General features: G+C 72.9%; 24 protein-coding genes and 1 riboswitch. Of the genes, 12 read left to right on the top strand and 12 right to left on the bottom strand.

Annotated elements, in window-relative coordinates:
* Positions 1-277: 277 nt before the first annotated feature.
* Complete coding sequence (locus ACFV9M_RS39045) at positions 278-1,528, bottom strand: Ig-like domain-containing protein (protein WP_385068677.1); 1,251 nt, start codon at positions 1,526-1,528, stop codon at positions 278-280.
* Positions 1,529-1,672: 144 nt separating this feature from the next.
* Positions 1,673-2,863: an Ig-like domain-containing protein gene (locus ACFV9M_RS39050; RefSeq protein WP_385068676.1), complete on the bottom strand. Its 1,191-nt coding sequence runs from the start codon at positions 2,861-2,863 to the stop codon at positions 1,673-1,675.
* Positions 2,864-3,069: 206 nt separating this feature from the next.
* Between ACFV9M_RS39050 and glgX the strand changes: the two genes are divergently transcribed.
* On the top strand, positions 3,070-5,304 hold the full coding sequence (gene glgX / locus ACFV9M_RS39055; protein ID WP_385068675.1) for a glycogen debranching protein GlgX: 2,235 nt from the start codon (positions 3,070-3,072) through the stop codon (positions 5,302-5,304).
* A 37-nt stretch (positions 5,305-5,341) separates the two neighbouring features.
* Here the strand turns inward: glgX and ACFV9M_RS39060 are convergent, their stop codons facing one another.
* On the bottom strand, positions 5,342-5,776 hold the full coding sequence (locus ACFV9M_RS39060) for a hypothetical protein (RefSeq protein WP_385068673.1): 435 nt from the start codon (positions 5,774-5,776) through the stop codon (positions 5,342-5,344).
* Positions 5,777-5,897: 121 nt separating this feature from the next.
* Here ACFV9M_RS39060 and ACFV9M_RS39065 point away from each other — a divergent pair, with 121 nt between their 5' ends.
* The 3 genes from ACFV9M_RS39065 (at position 5,898) to ACFV9M_RS39075 (ending at position 8,581) form a co-directional block, all read left to right on the top strand.
* Positions 5,898-6,698 carry a polysaccharide deacetylase family protein gene (locus ACFV9M_RS39065; protein WP_385068672.1) on the top strand — a complete coding sequence of 267 codons (801 nt, stop codon included), beginning with the start codon at positions 5,898-5,900 and terminating at the stop codon, positions 6,696-6,698.
* Positions 6,698-7,882: a YncE family protein gene (locus ACFV9M_RS39070; protein ID WP_385068670.1), complete on the top strand. Its 1,185-nt coding sequence runs from the start codon at positions 6,698-6,700 to the stop codon at positions 7,880-7,882. The genes ACFV9M_RS39065 and ACFV9M_RS39070 overlap by 1 nt, the downstream gene beginning before the upstream one ends.
* A gap of 75 nt (positions 7,883-7,957) precedes the next feature.
* Complete coding sequence (locus tag ACFV9M_RS39075; protein WP_385068668.1) at positions 7,958-8,581, top strand: ADP-ribosyltransferase; 624 nt, start codon at positions 7,958-7,960, stop codon at positions 8,579-8,581.
* 6 nt (positions 8,582-8,587) lie between these two features.
* On the opposite strand, the gene ACFV9M_RS39080 is transcribed toward ACFV9M_RS39075, so the two are convergent.
* Positions 8,588-9,223 carry a GNAT family N-acetyltransferase gene (locus ACFV9M_RS39080; RefSeq protein ID WP_385068666.1) on the bottom strand — a complete coding sequence of 212 codons (636 nt, stop codon included), beginning with the start codon at positions 9,221-9,223 and terminating at the stop codon, positions 8,588-8,590.
* 58 nt (positions 9,224-9,281) lie between these two features.
* Between ACFV9M_RS39080 and ACFV9M_RS39085 the strand changes: the two genes are divergently transcribed.
* Together ACFV9M_RS39085 and ACFV9M_RS39090 are read left to right on the top strand one after the other, a co-directional pair.
* Positions 9,282-10,196, top strand: a complete 915-nt coding sequence (locus tag ACFV9M_RS39085; protein ID WP_385068665.1) for a MerR family transcriptional regulator — start codon at positions 9,282-9,284, stop codon at positions 10,194-10,196.
* Positions 10,197-10,244: 48 nt separating this feature from the next.
* Positions 10,245-10,457, top strand: coding sequence for an EF-hand domain-containing protein (locus ACFV9M_RS39090; protein WP_385068663.1), 213 nt, complete (start codon positions 10,245-10,247; stop codon positions 10,455-10,457).
* A 41-nt stretch (positions 10,458-10,498) separates the two neighbouring features.
* Here the strand turns inward: ACFV9M_RS39090 and ACFV9M_RS39095 are convergent, their stop codons facing one another.
* Both ACFV9M_RS39095 and ACFV9M_RS39100 read right to left on the bottom strand, forming a co-directional pair.
* Entirely contained in the window at positions 10,499-11,326 is an 828-nt protein-coding gene (locus tag ACFV9M_RS39095; RefSeq protein WP_385068662.1) for an ABC transporter ATP-binding protein, read from the bottom strand.
* Positions 11,323-13,218: a 2-isopropylmalate synthase gene (locus ACFV9M_RS39100; RefSeq protein ID WP_385068660.1), complete on the bottom strand. Its 1,896-nt coding sequence runs from the start codon at positions 13,216-13,218 to the stop codon at positions 11,323-11,325. Before ACFV9M_RS39100 ends, ACFV9M_RS39095 begins: the two co-directional genes overlap by 4 nt.
* 226 nt (positions 13,219-13,444) lie before the next feature.
* On the opposite strand from ACFV9M_RS39100, the gene ACFV9M_RS39105 reads away from it, so the two are divergent.
* A complete protein-coding gene (locus tag ACFV9M_RS39105; RefSeq protein WP_385068658.1) occupies positions 13,445-14,131 on the top strand; it encodes a FadR/GntR family transcriptional regulator in 687 nt (228 codons plus the stop codon).
* A gap of 87 nt (positions 14,132-14,218) precedes the next feature.
* Positions 14,219-14,881: an NADPH-dependent F420 reductase gene (locus ACFV9M_RS39110; RefSeq protein WP_385068657.1), complete on the top strand. Its 663-nt coding sequence runs from the start codon at positions 14,219-14,221 to the stop codon at positions 14,879-14,881.
* A 262-nt stretch (positions 14,882-15,143) separates the two neighbouring features.
* On the opposite strand, the gene ACFV9M_RS39115 is transcribed toward ACFV9M_RS39110, so the two are convergent.
* Positions 15,144-15,701, bottom strand: coding sequence for a glycoside hydrolase family 25 protein (locus tag ACFV9M_RS39115; RefSeq protein ID WP_385068655.1), 558 nt, complete (start codon positions 15,699-15,701; stop codon positions 15,144-15,146).
* A 289-nt stretch (positions 15,702-15,990) separates the two neighbouring features.
* On the opposite strand from ACFV9M_RS39115, the gene ACFV9M_RS39120 reads away from it, so the two are divergent.
* From ACFV9M_RS39120 to ACFV9M_RS39130, 3 genes are read left to right on the top strand one after another with little or no spacing between them, the layout of a single operon-like run.
* Positions 15,991-16,278 carry a hypothetical protein gene (locus tag ACFV9M_RS39120; protein WP_385068653.1) on the top strand — a complete coding sequence of 96 codons (288 nt, stop codon included), beginning with the start codon at positions 15,991-15,993 and terminating at the stop codon, positions 16,276-16,278.
* The gene (locus tag ACFV9M_RS39125) at positions 16,272-16,796 is read left to right on the top strand and encodes an RNA polymerase sigma factor (RefSeq protein ID WP_385068651.1); all 525 of its coding nucleotides are present in this window, start codon (positions 16,272-16,274) and stop codon (positions 16,794-16,796) included. The genes ACFV9M_RS39120 and ACFV9M_RS39125 overlap by 7 nt, the downstream gene beginning before the upstream one ends.
* Positions 16,789-18,723 carry a hypothetical protein gene (locus ACFV9M_RS39130; protein ID WP_385068649.1) on the top strand — a complete coding sequence of 645 codons (1,935 nt, stop codon included), beginning with the start codon at positions 16,789-16,791 and terminating at the stop codon, positions 18,721-18,723. The genes ACFV9M_RS39125 and ACFV9M_RS39130 overlap by 8 nt, the downstream gene beginning before the upstream one ends.
* Before the next feature lie 391 nt (positions 18,724-19,114).
* Here ACFV9M_RS39130 and ACFV9M_RS39135 read toward each other — a convergent pair whose 3' ends face one another.
* The 5 genes from ACFV9M_RS39135 to gcvT all read right to left on the bottom strand — a co-directional run bounded on the left by ACFV9M_RS39135 (position 19,115) and on the right by gcvT (position 24,817).
* Positions 19,115-19,762, bottom strand: coding sequence for a DUF4232 domain-containing protein (locus ACFV9M_RS39135; RefSeq protein WP_385068647.1), 648 nt, complete (start codon positions 19,760-19,762; stop codon positions 19,115-19,117).
* Positions 19,763-20,372: 610 nt separating this feature from the next.
* Positions 20,373-21,740 carry an L-serine ammonia-lyase gene (locus ACFV9M_RS39140; RefSeq protein WP_385068645.1) on the bottom strand — a complete coding sequence of 456 codons (1,368 nt, stop codon included), beginning with the start codon at positions 21,738-21,740 and terminating at the stop codon, positions 20,373-20,375.
* 162 nt (positions 21,741-21,902) lie between these two features.
* On the bottom strand, positions 21,903-23,165 hold the full coding sequence (gene glyA, locus ACFV9M_RS39145; protein WP_385068643.1) for a serine hydroxymethyltransferase: 1,263 nt from the start codon (positions 23,163-23,165) through the stop codon (positions 21,903-21,905).
* Between the two features lie 14 nt (positions 23,166-23,179).
* A complete protein-coding gene (gene gcvH / locus ACFV9M_RS39150) occupies positions 23,180-23,557 on the bottom strand; it encodes a glycine cleavage system protein GcvH (RefSeq protein WP_385068641.1) in 378 nt (125 codons plus the stop codon).
* A 132-nt stretch (positions 23,558-23,689) separates the two neighbouring features.
* Positions 23,690-24,817, bottom strand: a complete 1,128-nt coding sequence (gene gcvT / locus ACFV9M_RS39155) for a glycine cleavage system aminomethyltransferase GcvT (protein WP_385068640.1) — start codon at positions 24,815-24,817, stop codon at positions 23,690-23,692.
* A 194-nt stretch (positions 24,818-25,011) separates the two neighbouring features.
* Positions 25,012-25,105, bottom strand: a riboswitch (glycine riboswitch).
* Between the two features lie 171 nt (positions 25,106-25,276).
* Here gcvT and ACFV9M_RS39160 point away from each other — a divergent pair.
* Complete coding sequence (locus ACFV9M_RS39160) at positions 25,277-25,954, top strand: AAA family ATPase (protein ID WP_385068638.1); 678 nt, start codon at positions 25,277-25,279, stop codon at positions 25,952-25,954.
* Positions 25,955-26,178: the final 224 nt, after the last annotated feature.

Raw genomic sequence — 26,178 nt, forward strand, 5'->3', positions numbered from 1 at the left:
GGGGGGGGGGGGGGGGGGGGGGGGGGGGGGGGGGGGGGGGGGGGGGGGGGGGGGCCGGGGGGGGGGGGGGGGGGGGGGGGGGGGGGGGCCCGGCGGGGGGGGCCCGCGGGGGGGGGGGGGGGGGGTGGCCCCCCGCGCAGGTGGGGCACGGGGACTGACGTCGGCTGGCCCCATGCGGTGGGTCACATCCGGCCGGGGGCCGTCCCGGCGCACGGGCACGGACGACGGCGGGCCCGGTGCCGTGGGTCACGGCACCGGGCCCGCCGGGCGGTGGAACCTACTTCGTCCACTCCGCCCACGACATGTTCCAGCCGTTCAGGCCGTTGGACGGGTCGACCGTCGGGTCGGTGGAGTTCTTCACGACCACCACGTCACCGACGATCGAGTGGTTGAAGAACCACGCGGCCGGTACGCCGCTGTCGTAGCCGCCGCGCACGTCGCGCAGGCCTATGCAGCCGTGGCTGGCGTTGTAGTTGCCGAAGGCGTCGCCGCCCCAGTAGTTGCCGTGCACGAAGGTGCCGGAGTTGGTCAGCCGCATGGCGTGCGGGACGTCCTTGATGTCGTACTCGCCGTCGTAGCCGACGGTGTCGCCGTTCATCCGGGTCACCGTGAACTTCTCGCTGATGACCATCTGGCCGTTCCAGGTGGCGTAGCCGGGCTTGCCGGTGGTGACCGGGATGGTCTTGACGACCTTGCCCTCCTGCGTGACCTTCATGGTGTGCTTCTTGGCGTCCACGACGGTCACCTGGTTGCGGCCGATGGTGAAGGAGACGGTCTTGGACTGCTTGCCGTAGACGCCCTTGCGGCCCTCGACGCCGTCGAGGTTCAGCTCGACCGTGACCTTGGTGCCGGCCTTCCAGTACTGCTCGGGGCGGAAGTCGAGGCGGTCGTTGCCGAACCAGTGGCCCTGCACGTCCACGGCCGGCTCGGTCTTGACGGTGATGGCCTTCTCGACGTCGTCCGGCGCGGTGATGCCCCGCGTGAAGCGGACCGAGAACGGCATGCCGACGCCGACCGTGGAGCCGTCCTCCGGCGTGAAGTTCCCGATGAAGGTGTTCTGCGGGCTCAGCGTGGTGAAGGAGGAGTCCTCGGCGGCCGTACGGCCCGCGGAGTCCTTGGCGACGGCGTGCACCTCGTAGCGGGTGGAGGCCGCCAGATGGGTGGCGGGCGTCCAGCCGGAGCCGTCGGCCGATATCGCGCCGTCGACCGTGGCGCCCTCGGCGTCCTTGACGACGACCTCGGCCAGCTTGCCCTTCGCGGCGGTGACCTTGAGGGCGCCGCTGGTGTCGACGGACTGCGCGCCGTCCTTCGGGGCGATGGTGACGACCGCCTCCGACTGCCCGCTCTGCGCGGTGGCGGAGCCGGAGGCCGCCGCGGCCCCCGCCTTCTGCGAGCCGCCGCCGGAGTCCCCGCCACCGCCGCAGGCCGTGACGGCCAGCAGCAGCCCTCCGACGATCAGTGCCAGCCGCCTGTTGCGGCCGCGTGAGCGCCCGCCAACCGATGCCCCCGATATCGGTCGCACGTTCAAGTCCGTTCTCCCCTCCCCCGGGCCGGTCAGGCCCGCACGCAGGCGCTTCCCCCGCGCTGCGCGCATATTAACCACAAGGTCAGCGACGTCGGCGGCCCTCATGTGTCACCGTTCCGTCCCAACTTCGACCCGGGGAGGAAAGGGTCACTTCACCGCGCTGCCCTGGGTCCACTCCTCCCAGCTCAGGTTCCAGCCCCCGAGCCCGTTGTCGGGGGCGACCTGCTTGTCCTTGCTGCGGACGACCTCGACGACGTCCCCGACGAGGGAACGGTCGAAGAACCAGCCCGCCGGCGTGTCCGGCCCGCCGCCCTTGACGTCCCGCAGCCCCACGCAGCCGTGGCTGACGTTGGTCCGCCCGAAGACCTGCGGTTCGGCCCAGTAGTTGCCGTGCAGGAAGGTGCCGGAGTCCGTGAGCCGCATGGCGTGCGGCACGTCGGGGATGTCGTACTCGCTCTTGCCGTTCTTCTTCCGGAAGCCGACCGTGGCGCCGTTCATCCGGGTCAGCTCCAGCATCTCGGTCACCACCATCTTCCCGTTGTACGTCGTCGTCTTGGGCGCCCCGGCGGTGACCGGCACGGTGGCGATCAGCTCGCCCTCGCGCCGCACCTTCATCGTGTGCCGGGCGGCGTCGACGACGGAGACCTGGTGGCGGCCGACGGTGAAGGAGAACGTCTTGTCCTGGAGCCCGTAGACACCCGGCGCGCCCTCGACGTCGCGGAAGCGCAGCGCGACGGTGACCTCGGTGCCGGGCCGCCAGTAGTCCTCGGGCCGGAAGTCGAGGCGGCCCGCGCCGAACCAGTGCGGCCGGATCTCCACGGGCGGGCTGGCCGTGACCTCGACGGCGCGTTCGACGGCGGCGCGGTGCTCGATCTCCCGGTTGAACTCCAGGGAGACGATCATCCCGGTGCCGACGGTGGCGCGGTTCTCGGGCGTGACGTACCCGATGAAGCGCTCCTCGGGGACGTACGTGGTGAACGTGGTGTGGCGGGCGGAGCGGCGGCCTTCGTCGTCGAGGGCCACCGCGTCGACCGTGTACCGGGCGGCGAGCGCGAGCCGGCCGTCGTCGGGGCGCCAGCTGCGGCCGTCCGCGGAGATCCGGCCCGGCACCCGCGCCTCCTGCGCGTCCTGCGACCTGACGACCTTCACCGACTCCAGGCGCCCTTGGGTGACCCGCACCCCGAGCCCGCCGTCCGGGCGCACTCCCTTGGCGCCGTCCTCCGGTGTCACACGGATGACCTCCTCGGGCGCCGGCGGTTTCCCGAGCATCCGGTCGAACCCGCCGGGCGGGTCCCCGGTGCAGCCGGCGGCCCCCGCCAGCAGTCCTGCCCATGTCATTACGGCGGCCAAGACGGCCCCCGCGCGCCGCGCGCGCCGTTGTACGTGCCTCACGCGGTGCCCAACGACGGGCCCGCTCCGGGGAAACGTGAGTGCGAGGCACGCTCTGGGCAGAACAGGGGGGAGGACGACGCTACGGGGAGCCGCGGCCGGGACGCCGTACGCCCTTGGCCCGCGTCGTGCCACGAGCCGCGGGAGGCGCAACGGTGTCCAGCGCAGCCGAGCAGGAGACGGTGGCGGAGCAGCGCACCGCTGCCTCCGCCGTCGTGAACGGGGCACCGCGCAGGACGCCGGGCGTCCCCGTTCGGCCGGGCGCGCCCCTGCCGCTCGGCGCCCGTTTCCGGGTCGGCCCGGACGGCGTCGCGGGCACCAACTTCGCGCTCTGGGCGGGCGGCGCGGAGGCGGTCGACCTGTGCCTCTTCGACGAGCGGGGCCGTGAGACCCGCGCCCGGCTCACCGAGCTCACCCACGAGATCTGGCACGGCTTCGTCCCCGGGGTGATGCCCGGCCAGCGCTACGGCTACCGGGTGCACGGCCCGTGGGACCCCTGGACCGGCGGCCGCTGGAACCCGGCGAAGCTGCTGCTCGACCCGTACGCCCGCGCCGTGGACGGCGACTTCGCCCTGCCGCCCGAGGTGTACGGGCACGTCCGCGACTGGCCCCAGCAGCAGGTCGCCGACACCGTGCGCGACGAACGGGACTCGGCGCCGCACGTCCCCAAGGGCGTCGTCGTCCACGACGACGACGACTGGGCCGACGACCGCCGCCCGAAGACACCATGGGCCGACTCCGTGATCTACGAGCTGCATGTGCGCGGCTTCACCCGGCTGCACCCGGGCATCCCCGAGGAACTGCGGGGCACGTACGCGGGCCTCGCGCACCCGGCGGCGGTCGAGCACCTGGTGAAGCTGGGGGTGACGGCGGTGGAGCTGCTGCCGGTGCACCAGTTCGCCCACGAGGACCACCTGCTGCGCAGGGGGCTGCGCAACCACTGGGGCTACAACTCCATCGGCTACTTCGCCCCGCACGCCGCGTACGCCTCCTCCGGGACGACCGGGCAGCAGGTCGGCGAGTTCAAGCGGATGGTGCGCGCGCTGCACGCGGCCGGGATCGAGGTGATCCTCGACGTCGTCTACAACCACACGGCGGAGGCGGGCGAGCTCGGGCCCATGCTGTCGCTGAAGGGCATCGACAACCGCGGCTACTACCGGCTCCAGTCCGACGCGCGCCGGTACGCCGACTACACCGGCTGCGGGAACACCCTGCACGTGGTCCAGCCGCACGTGCTGAGGCTGATCACCGACTCGCTGCGGTACTGGGTGACGGAGATGGGGGTGGACGGCTTCCGCTTCGACCTCGCGGCGGCCCTGGCCCGCTCCATGCACGACGTGGACATGCTCTCGCCCTTTCTGGCGGTCATCGCCCAGGACCCGGTGCTGCGGCGGGTGAAGCTGATCGCGGAGCCGTGGGACGTGGGCTCGGGCGGCTACCAGGTGGGCGCCTTCCCGCCGCTGTGGACGGAGTGGAACGACCGCTACCGCAACGCCGTGCGCGACTTCTGGCGGCACGCGCTGCCCGACGTACGGGAGATGGGGTACCGGCTGTCGGGCTCCAGCGACCTGTACGCCTGGGGCGGGCGGCGCCCGTACGCCTCGGTCAACTTCGTGACGGCGCACGACGGCTTCACCCTGCGCGACCTGGTCTCCTACGGGCGCAAGCACAACGAGGCCAACGGCGAGGGCAACCGGGACGGCACCGACGACAACCGCGCCTGGAACTGCGGGGTGGAGGGGGAGACGGACGACGAGCGGGTCCGGGCGCTGCGGCGGCGGCAGCTGCGGAACCTGATGACGACGCTGCTGCTGTCCACGGGCGTGCCGATGCTGGTCGCGGGGGACGAGCTGGGGCGGACGCAGCGGGGCAACAACAACGCCTACTGCCAGGACAACGAGATCAGCTGGCTGGACTGGGGGCTGCTGGAGGACCCCGGCTGGAAGGCGCTGTTCGACCTGACCTCCCGTCTGATCGCCCTGCGCCACCGGCACCCCGTCCTGCGCCGGAGGGCCTTCTTCTCCGGGCGGGCGCACTCGGCGGACGGGCTGCGGGACCTGGCCTGGTTCACGGCGCGGGGCACGGAGATGACGGAGGGCGACTGGTACGCCCCCGCCGCCACGCTGGGCATGTACCTGTCCGGTCGGGACATCCCGGGGCGCGACGAGCGGGGCGCGCCGATCACCGACGACAGCTTCCTGGCCGTCCTGCACGCGGGGGACCGGCCGGTGAGCTTCGTCCTGCCCGGGCCGCCGTGGGCGGAGCGGTACGAGGTGGTCGTCGACACGTCGAGGGAGGAGCAGGCGGAGGTGCCGGGGACGACGCACCGGGCGGGGGCGGCCGTGACGGTACCGGAGCGGGCGGTGCTGCTGCTGCGGGTCGTGGGGTAGGGGCGGGGCATGATGTCCCCGGTCCGGCCGTGACCGCTCACCCGGCCGGCGCCGACCGCCGGGCCTCCCACCACTCCACCAGCGTCCTCACCTTCGCCTCGAAGTCCGGATCCCCGGGCGACGCCGGCGCCCGCAGCGTCGTACCGCGCCCGTCCGCCGTCCAGACGATCACCTGACGCCAGCCCAGGCTCCGCCGCACCTCCAGCCGCTGGATGTGGGCCCACGCGATCCGTCGCCGCCGCACGCCCACGGCCACCAGCGCGTCCGGCGTCAGGATCACGCCGTCCTCCCGCTGGAGGAACGGGACGACCAAGGCGGCGAGCAGGGCCCCGGACGTCAGCTGCCCCAGCTCGGCCGCCGGCAGCCGTTCGCCTTCGACGGCCAGGACGACGGCGAGCAGCGGCACGGCGCACAGGAAGGCGACGAGGCAGGGCAGGGCGCGCTGCCACACCGTCAGTCTGAAAGAGATCACCGGATCCGGGGGGTTCACAGGCGGCACCGTCCGAGGGAGGAGGGACCCAGCATCGCACCCTCGACGCCCGTCCCCACGGCGATCGGGTGAATGAACCGTTTTGCCGCTGTCTGCCCCTTAAATGGTGCGGGTGACTTCGACCGACCGCCGAGCCGCGCTCCGGGCGGGCGCCGGGATCGTCGCAGGGAGCGCGTTGGCGGCCGCGTGCGCCCCGGCCGCCCCCTCCTCCTCCGCCGCCGCCCGCCCGGTTCCCGCCCCGCCCACCCCCACCCCCGCCTCCACCCCCACCCCGGCGGCCCCCGCCCCCCGCGCCCACCCCGACCACCCCGCCCAGATCACCCACGGCCCCCGCGACCGTCCCCGCGTCGCCCTCACCTTCCACGGCAACGGCGACCCCGCCACCGCCCGCGCCCTCCTCGCCGAGGCCGAGCGGCACGGCGCCCGGGTCACCGTGCTGGTCGTCGGCACCTGGCTGGAGGAGCACCCCGCCCTCGCCCGCCGCATCCTCGACGGCGGCCACGACCTCGGCAACCACACCCACCGCCACCTCGACATCAACGCCCTGCCCGCGTCGGAGGCGGAGCGGGAGATCACCGCGTGCGCGGACCTGCTGCGCGCGCTCACCGGCTCCATCGGCACCTGGTTCCGCCCCTCCCGCGCCGTCCGTGCCTCCCCGGCCGTCGCGGCCCTGGCCCGCCGCGCCGGCTACCCGCACGTCCTCTCCTACGACGTCGACTCCCTCGACTTCACCTCCCCCGGCGGCCCCGCCGTCGCCCGTACGGTCCTCGACGGCATCCGAGGCGGATCCGTCGTGAGCCTGCACTTCGGGTACGCGGACACCGTCGCCGCGCTCCCCGCCGTCCTGGCCGAACTCCACCGCCGCGGTCTGCGCGCGGTCACCACCACGGAGCTGCTGAGCTGATGCACCGCACGACTGTGACAAGCGCCCTGCTCGCCGGCGCCGCCCTCACCGCCCTCGCCGCCTGCGGCACCGGACCCCGGGCCGAAGCCGGGAAGGCGGCGCCCGAGGCCACCGGGACCACGATCCCCGCCCCGACCCGGAAGGCGGCGGCCCAGGGCCTGCCCGGCATGCCCCCCGTCCTCGACCCCGAGGACGTCTACGCCGCCGACCGCCCGGGCCGGCTCTCGCCCGTGGTCAAGGGCTTCCCGTCCCGCGTCTACGTCCCCAACACCGAGTCCGACACCGTCTCCGTCATCGACCCGGCGACGTACCGGGTGATCGAGACCATCGAGGTCGGCCGCCAGCCCCAGCACGTCGTGCCCTCCTGGGACCTGAAGACCCTGTGGGTCAACAACAACCGCGGCCACACCCTCACCCCCATCGACCCGCGGACCGGCAAGGCGGGCAAGGAGGTCGAGGTGCACGACCCGTACAACCTCTACTTCACGCCCAACGGCAAGTACGCCGTGGTCATGGCCTCCCTCGACCGCGAGCTGGTCTTCCTCGACCCGCACACCATGAAGCGGATCAAGGCCGAACCGGTCACCTGCTACGGCGTCAACCACGCCGACTTCTCCGCCGACGGCCGCTACTTCATCGTCTCCTGCGAGTTCAGCGGCGAGATCCTCAAGGTCGACACCGAGAAGATGGAGGTCGTCGGGCAGCGGCAACTGCCCTTCGAGGGCGCGATGCCGCAGGACGTGAAGATCTCACCGGACGGGAAACGTTTCTACATCGCCGACATGATGGCCGACGGCATGTGGGTCCTGGACGGCGACAAGTTCACCGAGCCCACCCTCCTGCCCACCGGCAAGGGCTGCCACGGCCTCTACGTGGGCCGCGACTCCCGCGAGATGTACGTCTCCAACCGCGGCGAGGGCACCGTCTCCGTCTTCGACTTCACCCGCGGCAGGCTGACCAAGAAGTGGCAGCTGCCCGACGGGGGCAGCCCCGACATGGGCGGTGTCTCCGCGGACGGCAAGGTCCTGTGGCTGTCCGGGCGCTACGACGACGAGGTGTACGCCATCGACACCCGCACCGGCGTCCAGCTGGCCCGCATCCCGGTCGGCGCCGGCCCGCACGGCCTCGCCGTCTACCCGCAGCCGGGCCGCTACTCGCTCGGTCACACCGGCATCTTCCGCTGACCGCAGGTCAGTTGACACGCCACGCACGGGTGAGGATCCACAACCCGCGGCCGCGGAACCGGAATCGTCCCCCGCATGATCACCACTCGTGCGCGGCGGCGGGCAGCCGCCGCCGTCCTCTCCCTGGCCACCGTCCTCGCCACCGCCGCGGCCGCCGTCCCCGCGACCCCGGCCGCCGCGAAGCCGGGCGTCCGGGCCGCGGCCAAGGCCGCCCCCGCCTGTCCCCTCTTCGACGACAAGCTCAAGGCCGCCGCCGACCGCGGCGTCGACCTCGCCCGGATCACCCCCGCCCCGGTCTGGCGCACCACCTGCGGCACCCTCTACCGCAGCGACGGCCGCGGCCCCGACACCGTCTTCAAGGAGGGCTTCCACCCCCGGGACGTGGTGGGCGGGCAGTACGACATCGAGAAGTACGTCCTGGTCAACCAGCCCTCCCCGTACGTGTCCACGACGTACGACCACGACCTGTACAAGACGTGGTGGAAGTCCGGCTACAACTACTACATCGACGCCCCCGGAGGCATCGACGTCAACAAGACCATCGGCGACACCCACCGATGGGCCGACCAGGTCGAGGTCGCCTTCCCCGGCGGGATCGACCGGAAGTACATCATCGGCGTCTGCCCGGTGAACAAGACGACCAAGGTCGAGATCATGAGCGGCTGCCAGAGCAACCCGCACTTCGAGGCCTGGCACTGAGCCGGCTCACCGGCGGGAGGTGAAAAGCGCCTCCGCCCCGACCGGACGGTAACCGGCCGCCTGGAACGCCCGCGCGCTGCGGGCGTTCCCGGGCGTGACCTGCGCCCACAGCGGCTCGTCGACGAGACGGCGGGCCGCCGCCACCAGCGCCCGGCCCAGCCCCCGGTGCCGTACGCCCTCGTCCACCTCGACCGACACCTCCAGCCGGCCGGCGACCCCGCGTCCCAGCACCAGCACCCCGCCCTCCGCCGTCCAGGCCCGCACGTCGTCCCGCCGCCGGCGGGCGTAGACCACGCGGGGATGGTCCGCGTCCTCGATCTCCGTCAGCCCCGGCGGCGGCCCACCCGGCAGCGGGGAACCGACCAGGAGCGCGTCGACGTTCTCGCAGCTGCGGCCCGTGCGCTCCATGAGCGCCACCAGGAACCGCGGGCTCATGGGCGCCGCCAGGGCGTCGCACTCCACCGCCGCCAGCGCCTCGCCCACCCACCGCGGATCCTCGTCGGTGAAGACGACGGAGTGCGCCGTGAAGGCCAGCACGCCCGCGTCCCGGGGCGCGGGCTGCGGCACGACCGTCGTGCCGCCGTCCGCCGGCGGGAAGACGCCCCGCGCCGCCGCGTCGAGAATGTCCCGCAAGGTCTCCATCGCGCTCCTCGCCCCGCTCCTTGAGTCTCCACCCGCTGGAAGGCCCAGACTCACACACATGATCGACGACGGCACCGGACTTCTCACCATCGGCGAGCTGGCCCGCGCGACGGGACTGACCGTGCGCACCATCCGCTACTGGTCCGACGAGGGCGTCCTCACCCCGGTCACCCGCTCCCCGGGCGGCTACCGCCTCTACGACGCCGGGGCCGCCGCCCGCCTGGAGCTGATCCGCACCCTGCGCGAACTGGGCCTCGGCCTGGACCATGTGCGCGCGGTGCTGGCCGGGGAGACCACGGTCGCGCAGGTCGCGGCCGCGCACGTGGCCGCCCTCGACGCGCAGATCCGCTCGCTGAAGGTGACCCGTGCGGTGCTGTCGACCGTGGCGCGACGCGGCTCGACCGCGGAGGAGACGACCTTGATGAACAGACTGGCCCGCCTGTCGGCGGCCGAGCGACGGCGCATCGTCGAGGAGTTCCTGGCGGAGGCCTTCGACGGCCTCGACACCGCCGACCCCGACATCCGCACCCGGCTGCGCTTCCACGCCGCCGAACTGCCCGACGACCCCACTCCCGAGCAGGTCGACGCCTGGGTGGAGCTCGCCGAACTGAGCCAGGACCCGGAGTTCCGGGCGCTGATGCGGCAGATGGTCGAGTTCAACGCCGCCGACCACGGGCCCGAGGTGCCGCCCGGCACCTCCCTGTGGTTCATGAGCCGGCTGGTGCAGCTCGCCGGACAGGCCCTGCGCGACGGCGTCGCCCCCGACGCCCCGGAGGCCGACAACATCCTGCGCGGCCTCCTCGGCGACACCGACCGGTCCGCCGTGCTGGCACGGCTGACCGCGGCCGCCCACGAACGGGTCGCCCGCTACCGGCAGTTGTCGGCCGTCGTGAACGGGCTGGAGGGGCAGTCCGCGTACGAGGGGGAGTTCGCGTGGGTGGTCGCCGCGCTCCGCGCCCACCCGGACCGTTAATCTGACCTGCGTCAGCACGGCAGCGAGCAAGGAAAAAGGGGCGGATCGGTGGCGGACATCGAAGAAGCGCGCACGCAGTTCCAGCGGATCGACACGGACGGTGACGGATTCATCACCGCCGCCGAGTTCAAGACCGCCCTCGCCCAGGGCGGCGACTGGAACGTCACCGAGTCGGTCGCCGAGGCCGTCATCAAGAGCCGCGACCTCAACGGGGACAAGGTCCTCTCGTTCGACGAGTTCTGGGCGTACCTCGACAAGTGACGCGCGGGGGAAGGGGGGCACCCGTCGGGTGCCCCCCTTCGTCATGCGGTGCCGGTGCCGGTGCCGGTGCCGGCGCCCGTGGTGCGCACGGTCCACCGGCCGCCGTGCCGCGCCAGGGCGAGCGGCAGGCCGAAGCACGCGCCGACCAGGTCGCCGGTGAGGACGTCGGCCACCGGGCCCTGGGAGAGCGCTCGGCCCTCGCGCAGCAGCAGGGCGTGCGTGGTTCCCGCCGGCAACTCCTCCAGATGGTGTGTGACCAGGACCGTGGCCAGCTCCCGGTGGTCGCGGCGCAGGGCGTCGAGCGCCTCGACCAGCCGCTCGCGGCCCGGCAGGTCCAGGCCGGTCGCCGGTTCGTCCAGCAGCAGCAGCCGGGGGTGCGGCATCAGCGCGCGGGCGATCAGGGTCCGGCCGCGCTGGCCCTGCGACAGCGTCGGCCAGCGGGCCTCGCGGTGGCCGGCCAGGCCCAGGGTGCGGATCAGTTCCTCGGCCCGCGCCTCCTGCTCCGGGGTCGGGCGCCAGCGGGGCAGCGGCGCCACGGAGTTGGTCACCCCGGACAGGACGACGTCCCGGACCCGCAGCGGCTCGGTCAGCGGATGACGGGGGTCGACGTGGCCCACGTACGCCCTCAGCTCCCGGACGTCCACCCGGCCCAGCCGGCGGCCGAGCACGTCCACCGTGCCGCGCGTGGGGTGGATCCGGGCGCCGAGCAGACCGAGCAGGGTGGACTTCCCGGCGCCGTTGGCCCCGAGGAGCGCCCAGTGCTCGCCGGCCCGCACGGTCAGCGACACGTCCTGGAGCAGGGGCCGCCCGTCCCGCACGAGGTGCACGTCCCTGGCCCGCAGGACCTCCGCCGGCGGTGCCCCGGTCATCGCGTCGCCCGGTTGACCGCGGACAGCACGGCGTGGACCGAGGCGGCCGACGCGGTCGGCCCCTGGCCGGCGCCCCAGACGGTGACGCCGTTCACCCGGCACCGGGCGAAGGCCGTCCGGGCGGCCGGGTCGGCGGCCGCGGTGACCGCCGTGACCGCCGTGACTGCCGTGACTGCCGTCGTTGTTCCGGTCGTGGCGGTCGCGGTGGACGTTCCGGTCGCGGGGGTCGCGGGGGTCGCGGGGGTCGGGGTGGCCGTCCCGGCCGGAGCGTCCCGGCCCGTCTCCGTCAGGTCCAGCACCTCGACCGTGAACCCCGCGCCCGCCAGCGCGTCGACGAAGGCGGACAGCGGCCCCGCACCGGTGCCCTCGTGGTCGCCGGCGCGGTCGTCGCCGTGGAGGAGGGTGCCGCTGAAGCGGTGGACGCCCGGAGCCTGCCGGTGCGTGGACCAGGCGTCCAGCCGGAGCTCCCCGTCCGCCAGGTAGGTGGCCCGGAACAGCTCGTACAGCTCCTCGGGGGTGGCCTCCCGCCCGCTGTCGTCCGTCGCCTCCTGCACGACCCGGGAGAAGTCCGGCCGCATCGCCGCCGGCAGGTCGATCCCGTGGTGCGTGCGCAGCAGGTACGCCACCCCGCCCTTGCCGGACTGGGAGTTGACCCGGATGACCGCCTCGTACGAGCGGCCCAGGTCGGCCGGGTCGATCGGCAGGTACGGCACCGACCAGGGCGCCTCCCGCTCCGGCAGCCCCAGCTCGGCCGCCCTGCGGGCGTGATGGGCGAACCCCTTGTCGATGGCGTCCTGGTGCGTGCCGGAGAACGCCGTGTGCACCAGCTCGCCGGCGTACGGATGGCGGGGGTGGACGGGCAGCCGGTTGCAGTGCTCGACCGTCTCCCGGACGGCGTCGATGTCGCCGAGGTCGACCATGGGGTCGACGCCCTGGGCGTAGAGGTTGAGGGCCAGGGTCACCAGGTCGACGTTGCCGGTCCGCTCGCCGTTGCCGAACAGGCAGCCCTCCACGCGCTGCGCCCCGGCCAGCACGGCGAGTTCGGCGCAGGCCACCCCGGTGCCGCGGTCGTTGTGCGGGTGCACCGAGAGGATGACGCGGTCGCGGCGGGCCAGGTGCCGGTGCAGGTACTCGATCTGGTCGGCGTACACGTTGGGGGTGGCGATCTCGACGGTCGCGGGCAGGTTGTGCGTGACCGGGCGGTCGGGGCTCGCGTCCCACAGTTCGGTGAGGCCGTCGCACAGCTCCAGGACGAAGTCGGGTTCGGTGAGGTTGAAGGTCTCAGGGGAGAACTGGAAGCGGACGCCCGGGTCGTCGCCGGCCCGGCGGGCCATGTGCGTGGCGGCCTCGCGGACCGTGCGCCACACCTCGCCCCGGTCCCGGCCGAGCACCACCTCCCGCCACACCGGGGACGTCGCGATGTACAGGTGGACGACGGCCCGGGGCAGTCCCTCGATCGCCTCGAAGGTCCGGTCGATCAGCTCCGGCCGGGCCGGGGTGAACACGACCGGCGTGACGTCGTCCGGCACGGCTCCGGCCGTCACGAGGTGCCGTACGAAGTCGAAGTCGGTGCGGCTGGCGGACGGGTAGCCGACCTCGATCTCCTTGAACCCGGTGGCGACCAGCAGGTCGAAGAAGCGGCGCTTGCGCGGGGTGTCCATCGGCTCGGCGAGCGCCTGGTTGCCGTCGCGCAGGTCGACGGGGACCCAGAGCGGGGCGCGCTCGAGACGGGCGGAGGGCCAGTTCCGGTCGGAGGCGGGGACGCTCACCCGCTCCTGGAAGGGGCGGTAGCGGTGGTGGGGCATGGGGCTCGGACGCTGCGGGTTCCACGGCGGGGCGGGGGCCTGGGCGGGAGCCGGGGTGGAGGGCTGGGGCGGGACGACGTTCGACATCTGCGGTTCGCTGCCTCGGTCTCGGCCGGATCGGCCGGTTCGGTCGGACGGTGACCGGCAGCACGGCGACCCGCGGCGGGGTGCCGGTCGCGTCAGGCCCCGCCGCGGCAGCCGAGAAGAAGGAGACCGCGGAACGTCATGGCCGGTACGCTAGCGACTCCTCAGGTCCTCAGACAAGTCAGAATTGCTGTGAAGCCCGTCGTCCCGTGTGCAGGTTGGTGAAGTGATGTCCCTCGGCCCCGTCCGTCCCAGTCCCCTGGTGGAGCAGGTCGTGGAGCGGCTGCGCGCCCGTATCGCCGACGGGCAGTGGCCCGTCGGCACCCGCCTGCCCGGCGAGACCACCCTCGCCAAGGACCTCGGGGTGGGGCGCTCCACGGTCCGCGAGGCGCTGCGCGCGCTCGCCGGCGCCGGGCTCGTACGGCCGCGCCAGGGCTCGGGCGTCTTCGTCATCGCCACCGAGCCGGCCGAGGACTGGCCGGCCCGGCTGCGGCGGGCCGCGGTCACCGACGTGTACGAGGTCCGGGCGGCCGTGGAGGTGCACGCGGCGCGGCTGGCCGCCCGGCGCCGCACCGCCGAGGACGTCGCCGCGATCGAGGCGGCCCTGGCCGGACGGCGCGCGGCCGCGGACGCCGACGACACCGCCTTCGTCGACGCCGACATCGCCTTCCACGCGGCGGTGGTCGCCGCCGCCCACAACCCCGTCCTCGCCGACCTGTTCACCGAGTTCGTCCCCGTCCTGCGCGAGGGCCTGGTCGACCTCCTCGCCCTCACCGGCCTGCGCCACCACGACCCGAGCACCGGCGACGAGGCCCACGAGGGCCTGCTGCGGGCGGTCGCCGAGGGGGACGCGGACAGGGCGGCCGAGGTGCTGGCACGGGAACTGGAGGACCCGTTCGGCGCGGGCCCGGAATAGCGGGCGGTCCCGAGGGGTTCACCCACCAGATGTATGCGTATGCATGCGTCGTGCACGTGCAGGTGAGTCAACCTGGAAGGGTCTGTCATGAAGATCGGCATCATCGGCGCAGGCAACATCGGCGGCAATCTCACCCGGCGGCTGACCGCCCTCGGGCACGAGGTATCCGTCGCCAACTCCCGGGGGCCGCACACGCTCAAGGAGCTCGCCGACGAGACGGGCGCGACCCCCGTCGCGGTGGGGGAGGCGGCCCGCGACGCGGAGATCGTCGTCGTCACGATCCCGCTCAAGGCGGTCCCGGACCTCCCCGCCGGCTTCCTGGACGGCGCCGCCGAGGGCGCGGCGGTGATCGACACCAACAACTACTACCCCCGTCAGCGCGACGGCCGGATCGCGGAGATCGAGGACGAGGGCCTCACCGAGAGCCGCTGGACGGAACGGCGGATCGACCACCCGGTGGTCAAGGTCTTCAACGGCACGTACGCCCAGGACATCCTGGACCGCCACCGCCCGGCGGGCGCGCCCGACCGCATCGCCGTGCCGGTGGCCGGCGACGACGAGGCGGCGAAGGCGAAGGTGCGGGCCCTCGTCGAGGAACTCGGCTTCGACACGGTCGACGCCGGCGGCATCGACGACTCCTGGCGCCAGCAGCCCGCCACCCCGGTCTACGGCCTGCGCGCCGGGGTCGCCGAGGTCACCAAGGCCCTGGCGGAGGCGAGCCCCGAACGCACCCCGGACTTCCAGGGCTGACGCGAACCGCGCCGACAGGACCTGGGCTGCTCAGGCCGTCTTGCTGAGCCTGGGCCGCTCGGGCCGTCTTGCTGAGCCTGGGCCGCTCGGGCCGTCCTGCTGAGCCCGGGCCGCTCGGCCCGGCCCGTCCCGGCCGGCGGCCCGTCCAGCCCAGCCCAGCCCAGCCCGGCCCGTGTCCCGTCCAGCCCGGCCCGTGTCCCGTCCAGCCCGGCTCGTCCCGGCCGACCCGACCCGCTCGCGTCGGCTGCTCGGTCCGGGCCGTTCAGTCCGGTGTCGCCCACGCCCGCAGCGCCGCCCTGCTCGCGAAGTCCGCGACATTCCTGTCGACGGGGTCGTCGGTGTGCTGATGGAAGCGCCAGTCGGCCTTGACGCGGGGCTTGCCCGCCGTGACGTAGTCGGCGATCCACAGGCCGTCGCCGGCGTAGGAGGTGTCGTCGACGTTCAGCCAGTAGTTCCGGTTGCAGTAGAGGATCACCCGGTGGTGCGGCCTCAACTGCTTCACCTTCCGGATGAAGCGGTCCTTCTCGGCGTTGCTCGCGTGGGTGCCCTCGCCCGTCGTCTCCCAGTCGACGGCGAGGATGTCACCCGCGCGCTCCGGGGCCTTGGAGAGGAAGTACTCCGCCTGGGCCGTGATGTTGCCGGGCCACAGGAAGTGGTAGAAGCCGACGACGAGCCCGGCCTCGCGGGCGTGCTTCGTCTGGGCCGAGAGCTTCGGGTTGACGTACGTGCGGCCCTCCGTCGCCTTGATGAAGACGAAGGAGATGTCGTCCGTGTCGAAGGACGAGGACTGGTAGGCGCTGACATCTATACCGCGGAGCATGCGAACTCCCGTATTTCCTGGGGAAGATGGGGACTTACCTGATGCCCCGCGGCACGCCGACGGAACCTGGCCGTCCGCCTCTGTCACCCGTCGGAGTTACCCTCCCCGGCGACGACGGGCCCGCTCCCGACGACGACCGCTCCCGACGACGACCGCGCCGGGCGCCGCACCGCTCCCGCGACGGCGGGAGGATGTCCGGGTGCGGCTGTTAATCGCAGACCTCTGTGCGTCGTATGGGATGTGAGGGCGCGAGCGCGCCTCATGGCCTTCGACCCGAGGGAAGCATCGAGTGGTTCTTGCCGAGTTCACGGACTACGTCACGGTCGGCACCGCCGTGGCTGCTGCGCTGGGCGCCGTCTCACGTCGTCTGCGCAAGCGTCGGCGCGCGGACGAAGACCCGGAGACCCATCCCGGCGAGCGGGCCGGATCCGGTCCCGCTGTGATCGCCGCGGTGCTGCGGCACGTGCCCGACGGCGCGACCGTGCAGTACCGGGCCCCTGACGGCGGCACGCTGACGGTGTGGAGGGTGCCGCCGCAGTCCGTCCTCGCGCGGCAAGGGCACGTTCGCCCATGGTGAGCGGTGCCGAGGACCACCATGATCCGGAGGCTCACCGGGAGCGGGTCCTGCGTACGGCCTATGAGGAGAGCAACCACCTCGTCATCGCCCGGCTGCGCAGGGCGGGTCTGGGGGATCAGGCCGAGGACATCGCTCACGAGGCATGGGTCAGAGTCTGGCGGGACCGGCGCTTCGATCCCGGCAGAGAGCCGCTGCCCTACGTCTGGACGATCGCGCGGAACCTGGCGACGGACCTCTTGCGGCGCCGCGGGCGGGAGGTCCCCCTGGAGGTGCTCGGCGATGCCGCCGCGGAGGACGACGAAAGGACGCTCTGGCGTGAGGAGATCGATCCGGCGATCGCCACGGTCCGCTCCACACAGGGGCGCCGGGTGCTGATGATGCAGCGTGACGGCCGAGAGGACGACGAGATCGCCTCACATCTGGGGGTGTCGAAGAACCAGGTGCGTGTGCAAAGACACCGGGCGCTGCGAACAGTGAGACGACATGTCGGGAACGGCGAGGGATCAGGCGATGAGTGACATGACGCCCGACGATCCCCGGCCCTCAGCGGGCTGGGCGCGACTGCTGGCCGAACTCCGTGGGCCGGCCGACTTCTGGGACCGCCCGGCCGGCGACTGGGGTACTTCACCGACAGCCGTCGGCGCTCCCCCCACCCGCGGTGACGACCCGCGGCGGTGCGACGCCAACAGCGCCTACCGCCTCGGCACGAAGGCCTTGCGCCGACAGGAGCTGGAAACCGCCCGCCACTGGTTCGAGATCGCCTCGGAGCAGGAGCACCCGGGAGCCGCCTTCCGTCTGACCGCCGTTCACCTGCGAGAGCACCGGCAGGCCTCTCAAGACGTCCTTCCCTCGGGGACCACCTCCACGGGCGGAGGGGAAACCGCCCCGGCCGCCGCGGCCTCGGCAGCCGAGTGGCTGGTCCGCGCCGCCCGCTGGGGCCACGGCGATGCCGCGCACCTGACCGCCGTGGCGGACCGTCTTCGCACGACGGGGCCGCGTCGCGCGCGGGCGGAGCAGGAATTCCTCGCGGAGACCCGCCCGGAGGCAGATTCCCGCCCGGAGGCAGATTCCCGCCCGGAGGCAGATTCCCGCCCGGAGGCAGAGACCAGCCCGGAGGCAGAGACCAGCCCGGAGGCGGAGACCCGCTCCGCGGCAGAGACCCGCCCGCAGAACGCCGGGCGGCGACCCGTTCCCGGGACCGGGGGCACATACTCCCGCCGTGACCACGCCCGGGAGGACCCGGAGTTCTACGACGAGGTCCGCGAGCACATCCTCGTGCCGCTGATGGCCTGGCCAGGAGCCCAGCGGCTCACGCCTCAAGCCTCCGCGGCGCCGGCCCCGGACATCGCCGCACACCGCCCCGCCCGGGACGACGAGTCCCTCCCGCGCTTCACCCTGGGCGGGGACCGCGTCCGTGAACTCCTGACGGGCGAGCGGCTGTACCGCGACAGCGGATCGGCGGTCCGCGAGCTGTACCGGAACGCACTCGACGCCTGCCGGTACCGCAACGCGCGGACGACCGAGTACCTCAGCCGGACGAACGGCTGCAGCACTGCCTGGCAGGGGAGGATCGCCTTCACCCAGGGCGTCGACGACCGGGGCCGCCCGTTCCTGGACTGCGCCGACAACGGCATCGGCATGGACGAGGACGTGCTCGGCACGTCCTTCTCCCAGGCCGGGTGGGCGGCCAGTGACCCGCCGGTGCGGAGGGACCCCGTCAGCCGCTGGGGCATCGGTGTCCTCAGCTACTTCATGCTCGCCGACGAGATCGACGTGACGACGTGCCGTATGGGTCCGCACGGCCTGCCCGGTCCCGTGCTGAGGATGACCGTCCCCGGCCCCGGGCTGCCGGCCAGGATCACCCGGGTGCGGGCACAGGGCGGTTCCCCCGGCACCCGGGTCCGTCTCTACCTCAGAGACGGACGGAACGCCCCTTCCTGCGTCGACGTACTGGAGGGGATCCTCGGAATCGCCGAATACACGACCACGGCCGAACACGGCGACCGGTCGGCGTCGTGGCAGCCGCATGTCCTCTGGCCCAGGAAGAGGGCACTCCCTCACCACGAGGCCATCGACGCACGCGGTTGGGTGGCCCACACGCTGGCGGGCCGAGTGGTCTGGTGCGAATCGGGGGGAGCGCTCCTGGCCGACGGTCTGCTCGTGCGTCCTTCGGTCCGTCACGGGGTGCTCGCCGGCTCCCCTTCCCGGAGCCGGAACGCCCTGCACGGCGCGGTGATCAACCTGACCGGCTCCACGCGTCTCTCCGAGGATCGCAAGTGGGTCCTGGGGGACGTCTCCCAAGAGGTCGGATCGCTCGTGACGACGGCCGCCCGGGAGCTGGTGGGCACCCGGCGGGACGCGGTGACGGACCACTGGATGGCGTCCATGGCCCGGCGTAGCCCGGTACTCGCCGAGATCGTCGCCCGGGCCGCCGCCGAGGCATAGCGAGCGCGATGCCGCCGGACGTCCGGTCGGCGGCGGGCGCCTGCCCGGGTCCGGGAGGGACCCCGGAGCAGGGCGGGCGCCGTCCGGGCCCGGCCCGTCCCTCAGCACTCGATGATGTTCACCGCCAGCCCGCCCCGCGCCGTCTCCCTGTACTTCACGGACATGTCGGCCCCCCGTCGCACTATGCCCTTGACCTGCATGTCGCCCACAGCCTTGATCAGCCCGGCGGCGGCGAGCGCACGCTTCCAGCTGCGGTCGTCCCAGCTGCTGTCGACTCCTCGACCCTTGTGAGCAGCGCTGCCTTGAAGGTCCGCAGAACCGAGGCGTCGATCTCACGCAGAGCGTAGTCACCCATCGAGGGCATGACGTGGTTCCCATCCGGACCTACGGGTCAGCTCGCCCCGCCCTGGCCCGCGCTGCCCATCGGGCCGACCGTGACGGGGGAGCCGGTGCCGTCGGTGACGGGCAGGGTGCCGGCACCCGGCCATGCGAGGGTGACCGACTTCGTCTCGTCCGGCGGGGTCACCACCAGGCCGGTGACGCTGACGCCGGAGCCGCCCGAGTCGTTGAGCGGGTAGGTGATGCCGAAGGACACCGACTCACCGTCCTTGAGCGTCACGGGGTCGGACGCCTGGCCACTGCGCTCGGCGGACAGATTCCCCTCGCTGGTCTTCAGGTCGACGCCCGCGTACCCGGACAGGGTGCAGTCGTGGCCGCCGCCGTTCTTGAACGTGACCGCAGCCGAGCCTTCGTCGTCACCGGTGATGGTGGTGTCCGACGCCGTGATCTCCAGTTCGTCGGTACGGCACTTGCCGGTCTCGGCGTCCGTGTCGGAGCCGCTCCCGGCGGAGCCCGTCCCCCCTCCCTGCTCCGAGTCTCCCTGCGCCGAACCGGCGGAAACCGAGGCGGTGTTCGAGGTGGATACGGAGGAGGTGGACGCTCCGTCGCTCTGTGCCGTGCCGTCGTCGCCGTTGCAGGCCGTGAGCGAGAGACCAGCGGCGACGGCCAGGGCGGCGAAAGTGAGCTTGCGAACGCGCATCGTTGCTTCCTCAGTCTTGGTGGATCGTGTCGGCTGCTCGGTCCGCGTCGGTACGAGCGAGCTTTTCTGATCACCAAGACATGTCCGCCCCATGCCCCGTTCCGTGCAACCACCCCTCCGGACAATGCCGTTACATACACCCCGGTACGCCACGGCCCGTCATGGGGAAGGCGGTCGGCTCTCGCACCCTGCCGTGTCTCTCACTCGGCGCCGTCCGGCCCGGGAATTCGGGGCCCGAGTCCGGTGTGTCCCCGACACACAGGACCCGGGCCGCGGCGGGGGGACGCCGGTTCCGGCCCCCGGTCGGTATCTTCCGCGATCACCACCGGCCGGGACAGATCCGTGACCCGGTGGACATCATCTTCAGAAGACCCGCGGCTCAACTCGTTCTGAGCTGATCTGACGACAGCGCACACCCCAGGTGACGGCCCGCACGGTCGCCACCTGGACCGGCGCCTGCCCCTGACCACCACTCCTCCTGGAAGGAGCGGAGGAGAAGCTGACGGCGTGGACGTGACACTCGCCGGCGAGTTCGACACCGGCTCCTTGCTCGTCTGCACGGCCCCGACAGCGCTGCAAGGTACGAACGCGCTGGTCAGGGCCCATTCGCTCAGCACTCGATGATGTTCACCGCGAGCCCGCCCCGCGCCGTCTCCTTGTACTTCACGGACATGTCGGCGCCCGTGTCCTTCATCGTCTTGATGACCTTGTCGAGGGACACCTTGTGGGAGCCGTCGCCGCGCATCGCCATGCGGGCCGCCGTGACCGCCTTCACCGCGGCCATGCCGTTGCGTTCGATGCAGGGGATCTGGACCAGGCCGCCGACCGGGTCGCAGGTCAGGCCGAGGTTGTGCTCCATGCCGATCTCGGCCGCGTTCTCGACCTGCTCCGGGGAGCCGCCGAGGACCTCCGCCAGGGCGCCCGCGGCCATCGAGCAGGCCGAGCCGACCTCGCCCTGGCAGCCGACCTCGGCGCCGGAGATGGAGGCGTTCTCCTTGAAGAGCATGCCGATCGCGCCGGCGGCGAGCAGGAAGCGGACGACGCCGTCCTCGTCCGCGCCCGGGACGAAGTTCACGTAGTAGTGGAGGACGGCGGGGATGATGCCGGCGGCGCCGTTCGTGGGGGCGGTGACGACCCGGCCGCCGGCCGCGTTCTCCTCGTTCACCGCCATCGCGTACAGCGTGATCCACTCCATGGCGTGGGCCGCCGGGTCGCCCTCGGCGCGGAGCTGGCGGGCCGTGACCGCCGCGCGGCGGCGCACCCGCAGGCCGCCCGGCAGGATGCCCTCGCGGGACATGCCGCGCGCCACGCACGCCCGCATCACCCGCCAGATCTCCAGCAGACCCGCGCGGATCTCCTCCTCCGTCCGCCAGGCCCGCTCGTTCTCCAGCATCAGCGAGGAGATCGACAGGCCCGTCTCCTTCGTCAGGCGCAGCAGCTCGTCGCCCGTGCGGAAGGGGTACTTCAGGACCGTGTCGTCGAGCTTGATGCGGTCCGCGCCCACCGCGTCCTCGTCGACGACGAAACCGCCGCCCACCGAGTAGTACGTCTTCGTCAGCAGTTCCGCGCCCCGCGCGTCGTACGCCCACAACGTCATGCCGTTCGCGTGGTACGGCAGGGCCGTACGGCGGTGCAGGACCATGTCGTCGTCGTGGGAGAACGGGATCTCGTGCTCGCCGAGCAGCCGGATCCGGCCCGCCGACCTGATCGACTCCACCCGTTCGTCGGCCGTCTCCACGTCCACCGTGCGCGGCGAGTCGCCCTCCAGGCCGAGGAGGACGGCCTTCGGGGTGCCGTGGCCGTGGCCGGTGGCGCCCAGGGAGCCGTACAGCTCCGTGCGGACGGAGGCGACGGAGGCCAGCAGGTCCTCGGTGCGCAGCCGGCGGGCGAACATGCGCGCCGCGCGCATCGGGCCGACCGTGTGGGAGCTGGACGGGCCGATGCCGATCGAGAACAGGTCGAAGACCGAGATGGCCACGGTGACTCCTCGGGACGGGGGTGGTGCGGGGTCTCCGCATCGCGGGGTGGTGCGGGCTCGGCGTGCCATCGGGCGCGGGATCGCCGCACCGGGGTGGCACCGGTCCGGGGCGCCCCGCTCACCCACCTACGAGTGTGCGGGACGCCCCACCGAGAACGGGACTTACTTGGTCAGACCGGGGTACAGCGGGTGCTTGTCCGCCAGGGCGGTGACCCGGGCCTTCAGCGCCTGCGCGTCGTAGGACGGCTTCAGCGCCTCGGCGATCACGTCCGCGACCTCGGCGAAGTCCTCGGCGGTGAAGCCGCGGGTGGCGAGGGCGGGCGTGCCGATCCGCAGACCGGAGGTGACCATCGGCGGGCGCGGGTCGTTCGGCACCGCGTTGCGGTTGACGGTGATGCCGACCTCGTGGAGGCGGTCCTCGGCCTGCTGACCGTCCAGCTCGGACGCGCGCAGGTCGACCAGGAGCAGGTGCACGTCGGTGCCGCCGGACAGGACGTTGACCCCGGCCTCGCGGGCGTCCGGCGCGGTCAGCCGCTCGGCGAGGATCCTCGCGCCCTCGACCGTACGGCGCTGGCGCTCCTTGAACTCCTCGCCCGCCGCGACCTTGAAGGACACGGCCTTCGCCGCGATCACGTGCTCCAGGGGACCGCCCTGGAAGCCCGGGAAGACGGACGAGTTCAGCTTCTTCGCGAACTCCTTCTTCGCGAGGATGATGCCGCCGCGGGGACCGCCCAGCGTCTTGTGGGTGGTGGAGGTGACGACGTCGGCGTACTCGACGGGGTTCGGGTGCAGGCCCGCCGCGACCAGACCGGCGAAGTGCGCCATGTCCACCCACAGGTACGCCTCTACCTCGTCGGCGATCCGGCGGAACTCGGCGAAGTCCAGCTGCCGCGGGTACGCCGACCAGCCCGCGATGATCACCTTCGGGCGGTGCTCCTTGGCCAGCCGCTCGACCTCGGCCATGTCGACCAGACCGGCGTCGTCCACGTGGTAGGCGACCACATCGAACTGCTTGCCGGAGAAGTTCAGCCGCATCCCGTGGGTCAGGTGACCGCCGTGCGCCAGGTCCAGGCCGAGGATGGTGTCACCCGGCTGGGCCAGCGCGAACAGGGCGGCCTGGTTGGCGGAGGCGCCCGAGTGCGGCTGCACGTTGGCGTACTCGGCGCCGAACAGCTCCTTGATCCGGTCGATCGCGATCTGCTCGGCGACGTCGACGTGCTCGCAGCCGCCGTAGTAGCGGCGGCCGGGGTAGCCCTCGGCGTACTTGTTGGTCAGGACCGAGCCCTGCGCCTCCATGACCGCGAGCGGAGCGAAGTTCTCCGAGGCGATCATCTCCAGCGTGGACTGCTGGCGGCGCAGCTCGGCGTCGACCGCCGCGGCGATCTCCGGGTCGAGCTCGTGCAGGGGCGTGTTCAGGACAGACATGCGTCTACGACTCCTCAGCCGGCGGTGTAGGCGGTGTACTCGTCGGCGGAGAGCAGTTCTTCCTGCTCGCCCGAGACGCGTACCTTGAACAGCCATCCGCCCTCGAAGGGGGCGGAGTTCACCAGCGCCGGGTCGTCGACGACATCCTGGTTGACCTCGACGATCTCGCCGTCGACGGGCGAGTACAGCTCACTGACCGACTTGGTCGACTCCAGCTCGCCGCAGGACTCGCCCGCGGTCACCGAGTCGCCGACCGCCGGGAGCTGCACGAAGACCACGTCGCCGAGCGCGTTGGCCGCGTGCTCCGTGATGCCGACCGTCGAGACGCCGTCCTCGGCGGCCGACAGCCACTCGTGCTCCTTGCTGTAGCGCAGCTGCTGGGGGTTGCTCATGGCCTGAATTCTCCTGTACGCGGGGGAGTGCTGGTGAAGGGGGGACTGCTCAGGACGCACGTGAGCAGCGGGAATGTGCGCAGGGTCACGCACGAGGGCCGCGCCGTGCCGTGCGTCGGTCGCTGGTTCTCGCTACTTGCGGCGCTTGTAGAACGGCAGCGCCACGACCTCGTACGGCTCGTGACTGCCCCGGATGTCCACGCCGACACCCGGCGTGCCCGGTGCCGCGTGCGCGGCGTCGACGTACGCCATCGCGATCGGCTTGCCCAGGGTGGGGGAGGGGGCGCCGGAGGTGACCCCGCCGATCACCTCGCCGCCCGCGACGACGGCGTACCCGGCGCGCGGCACCCGGCGGCCCTCGGCGACCAGGCCGACCAGGACGCGCGGCGGGTCCGTCTCCGCGCGCGAGGCCGCCTCGGTGAGCGCCGCGCGCCCGACGAAGTCGCCCTCCTTGCCGAACTTGACCACCCGGCCGAGCCCGGCGTCGAAGGGGGTCAGCCCGGTCGACAGCTCGTGCCCGTACAGCGGCATGCCGGCCTCCAGGCGCAGCGTGTCCCGGCAGGACAGGCCGCAGGGGACCAGTCCGGCGCCCTCGCCGGCCTTGGTCAGGGCCTGCCACAGCTCCACGGCGTGCTCCGGCTTCACGAACAGTTCGAAGCCGTCCTCGCCGGTGTAGCCGGTGCGGGCGATCAGCGCCGGGACCCCGGCGACCGTGCCGGGCAGTCCGGCGTAGTACTTGAGGCCGTCGAGGTCGGCGTCGGTGAGGGACGCCAGGATGCCCGGCGACCGGGGGCCCTGGACGGCGATCAGGGCGTAGGCGTCCCGGTCGTCGCGGACCTCGGCGTCGAAGCCGGCGGAGCGCTCTTCGAGCGCGTCCAGCACCACCTGCGCGTTCGAGGCGTTCGCGACGACCAGGTACGCGCTCTCGGCGAGCCGGTAGACGATCAGGTCGTCGAGGATGCCGCCGTCGGCGCTGCAGATCATGGTGTAGCGGGCGCGGCCGACGCCGACGGACGCGATGTCGCCGACCAGGGCGAAGTTCAGCAGGGCGGCCGCCTGCGGGCCGGTGACGGTGATCTCGCCCATGTGCGAGAGGTCGAACAGGCCGGCGTGCGTGCGGACGGCGTGGTGCTCGTCGCGCTCGGAGCCGTAGCGCAGCGGCATGTCCCAGCCGGCGAAGTCGGTCATCGTGGCACCGAGCGAGCGGTGCACGGCGTCGAGCGCGGTACGGCGCTGCCGCGAGGGTTCGGTACTGCTCATCGGACGGTCGTCTCCCAGGGCGAGGGGCCCCGCGCGAGCACAGCCGGGCGCGGGGGAGGGCGAGGAAAGTCCTCCCCATCTGTCATCGGAACCTGAGAGGTTCGCCATGACCGCGGGTGATCGGCAGCGATCACACGGTCCTGACTTGCACCTTGGGTGGGGCCCTGTGGCAGCGGCCCGCTTTTCAGATGTGCCTCGCCCGCGCGGTAACGGGGCCTGAGAGATTCAAGGGAGGGACTTGCTCCTTCGGCGCCCGGACACGGTCCGGGACTCTCCCGCGCGGATTCAAACGGCCGGTATGCAGTTGGCGCGGACATCATCGCATGCCCGTCCCCTGTCACGGCAGGCCGCATCTGTAACCGGCTTGTGGCGGGACGCGTACGAAACAGGAAGACGCCGAGCATTACCTTCTCTTTACGCTCGAAGGGGAGAAGACTTGTCTGATCCCAGGGGAGGACGATGACGGTGAACAGGACCAGGGCGTACGCGACGACCTCGGCGGCGATCGCACTGCCCGCGCAGCCCGCGACCCCGGCCCGGGGGGCACGCGGTACGGCCCGCGCGTCCGTCGTCCGCGACCTGCGCGACCGCGCCGGCCACAGCCCGCACGGCCTGCTGTTCGGCCCCCACGACCTGGTCGTCGTCACGGGCCTGCCGGGCAGCGGCAAGTCCACCCTGATGCAGCGCACGGTGAAGGGCGCCCGCGTCGACTCCCAGGACACCCGCGACCGCTGGGACGCCCGCGTGCCGCGCTTCCTGCCGTACGCGCTCTACCGCCCCCTCGTCCGCGCCGCCCACTACGCCGGGCTGCACCGCGCCCTGCGCACCGGCGGGGGCGTCGTGGTGCACGACTGCGGCACGCAGGCCTGGGTGCGCGCCTGGCTGGCCCGCGAGGCCCGCCGCCGCGGCGGCACCCTGCACCTGCTGATGCTCGACGTCACCCCCGGCACCGCCCTGGAGGGCCAGCGCGAGCGCGGCCGGGGCGTCTCCCGCTACGCCTTCCTGCGCCACCGCCGGGCCGCCTCCCAGCTCCTGCGCTCCGTCGAGCGGGGCCACCTCCCCGAGGGCTGCGGCTCGGCGATCCTCCTCGACCGCCCCGCGGCGGACGCCCTCCGCCGCATCGCCTTCACAGGCTGAACCCGTCGTCCGTCCCCGTCGTCCGTCCCCGTCGTCCGATCCCGTCGTCCGATCCTGTCGTCCGACCCCGTCGTCCGTCCCGTCCCCGCCCCGGCGGCGGGGCGCGGCAGGGCGGGGGACCCGGCCCGGCGACCCTGCCGGGCCGGGACGGAGTCCGGACGGACATGGACACGGGAACGCGTGCCGCATGCCGCGCGGCGGGCCCGCTGGTCCGGGCTCGCCGG

The sequence above is a fragment of the Streptomyces sp. NPDC059895 genome, assembly GCF_042731035.1.
Lineage (GTDB): Bacteria > Actinomycetota > Actinomycetes > Streptomycetales > Streptomycetaceae > Streptomyces.

Coding starts and splice junctions, on each gene's coding strand:
- ACFV9M_RS39065 (WP_385068672.1), top strand. CDS start 5,898: ATGGTGCGGGTGACTTCGACCGACCGCCGAGCCGCGCTCCGGGCGGGC.
- ACFV9M_RS39075 (WP_385068668.1), top strand. CDS start 7,958: ATGATCACCACTCGTGCGCGGCGGCGGGCAGCCGCCGCCGTCCTCTCC.
- gcvH (WP_385068641.1), bottom strand. CDS start 23,557: ATGAGCAACCCCCAGCAGCTGCGCTACAGCAAGGAGCACGAGTGGCTG.
- ACFV9M_RS39095 (WP_385068662.1), bottom strand. CDS start 11,326: ATGACCGGGGCACCGCCGGCGGAGGTCCTGCGGGCCAGGGACGTGCAC.
- ACFV9M_RS39160 (WP_385068638.1), top strand. CDS start 25,277: ATGACGGTGAACAGGACCAGGGCGTACGCGACGACCTCGGCGGCGATC.
- ACFV9M_RS39130 (WP_385068649.1), top strand. CDS start 16,789: ATGAGTGACATGACGCCCGACGATCCCCGGCCCTCAGCGGGCTGGGCG.
- ACFV9M_RS39100 (WP_385068660.1), bottom strand. CDS start 13,218: ATGTCGAACGTCGTCCCGCCCCAGCCCTCCACCCCGGCTCCCGCCCAG.
- ACFV9M_RS39105 (WP_385068658.1), top strand. CDS start 13,445: ATGTCCCTCGGCCCCGTCCGTCCCAGTCCCCTGGTGGAGCAGGTCGTG.
- ACFV9M_RS39110 (WP_385068657.1), top strand. CDS start 14,219: ATGAAGATCGGCATCATCGGCGCAGGCAACATCGGCGGCAATCTCACC.
- ACFV9M_RS39050 (WP_385068676.1), bottom strand. CDS start 2,863: ATGACATGGGCAGGACTGCTGGCGGGGGCCGCCGGCTGCACCGGGGAC.
- ACFV9M_RS39080 (WP_385068666.1), bottom strand. CDS start 9,223: ATGGAGACCTTGCGGGACATTCTCGACGCGGCGGCGCGGGGCGTCTTC.
- ACFV9M_RS39070 (WP_385068670.1), top strand. CDS start 6,698: ATGCACCGCACGACTGTGACAAGCGCCCTGCTCGCCGGCGCCGCCCTC.
- ACFV9M_RS39085 (WP_385068665.1), top strand. CDS start 9,282: ATGATCGACGACGGCACCGGACTTCTCACCATCGGCGAGCTGGCCCGC.
- ACFV9M_RS39135 (WP_385068647.1), bottom strand. CDS start 19,762: ATGCGCGTTCGCAAGCTCACTTTCGCCGCCCTGGCCGTCGCCGCTGGT.
- glyA (WP_385068643.1), bottom strand. CDS start 23,165: ATGTCTGTCCTGAACACGCCCCTGCACGAGCTCGACCCGGAGATCGCC.
- ACFV9M_RS39125 (WP_385068651.1), top strand. CDS start 16,272: ATGGTGAGCGGTGCCGAGGACCACCATGATCCGGAGGCTCACCGGGAG.
- ACFV9M_RS39115 (WP_385068655.1), bottom strand. CDS start 15,701: ATGCTCCGCGGTATAGATGTCAGCGCCTACCAGTCCTCGTCCTTCGAC.
- gcvT (WP_385068640.1), bottom strand. CDS start 24,817: ATGAGCAGTACCGAACCCTCGCGGCAGCGCCGTACCGCGCTCGACGCC.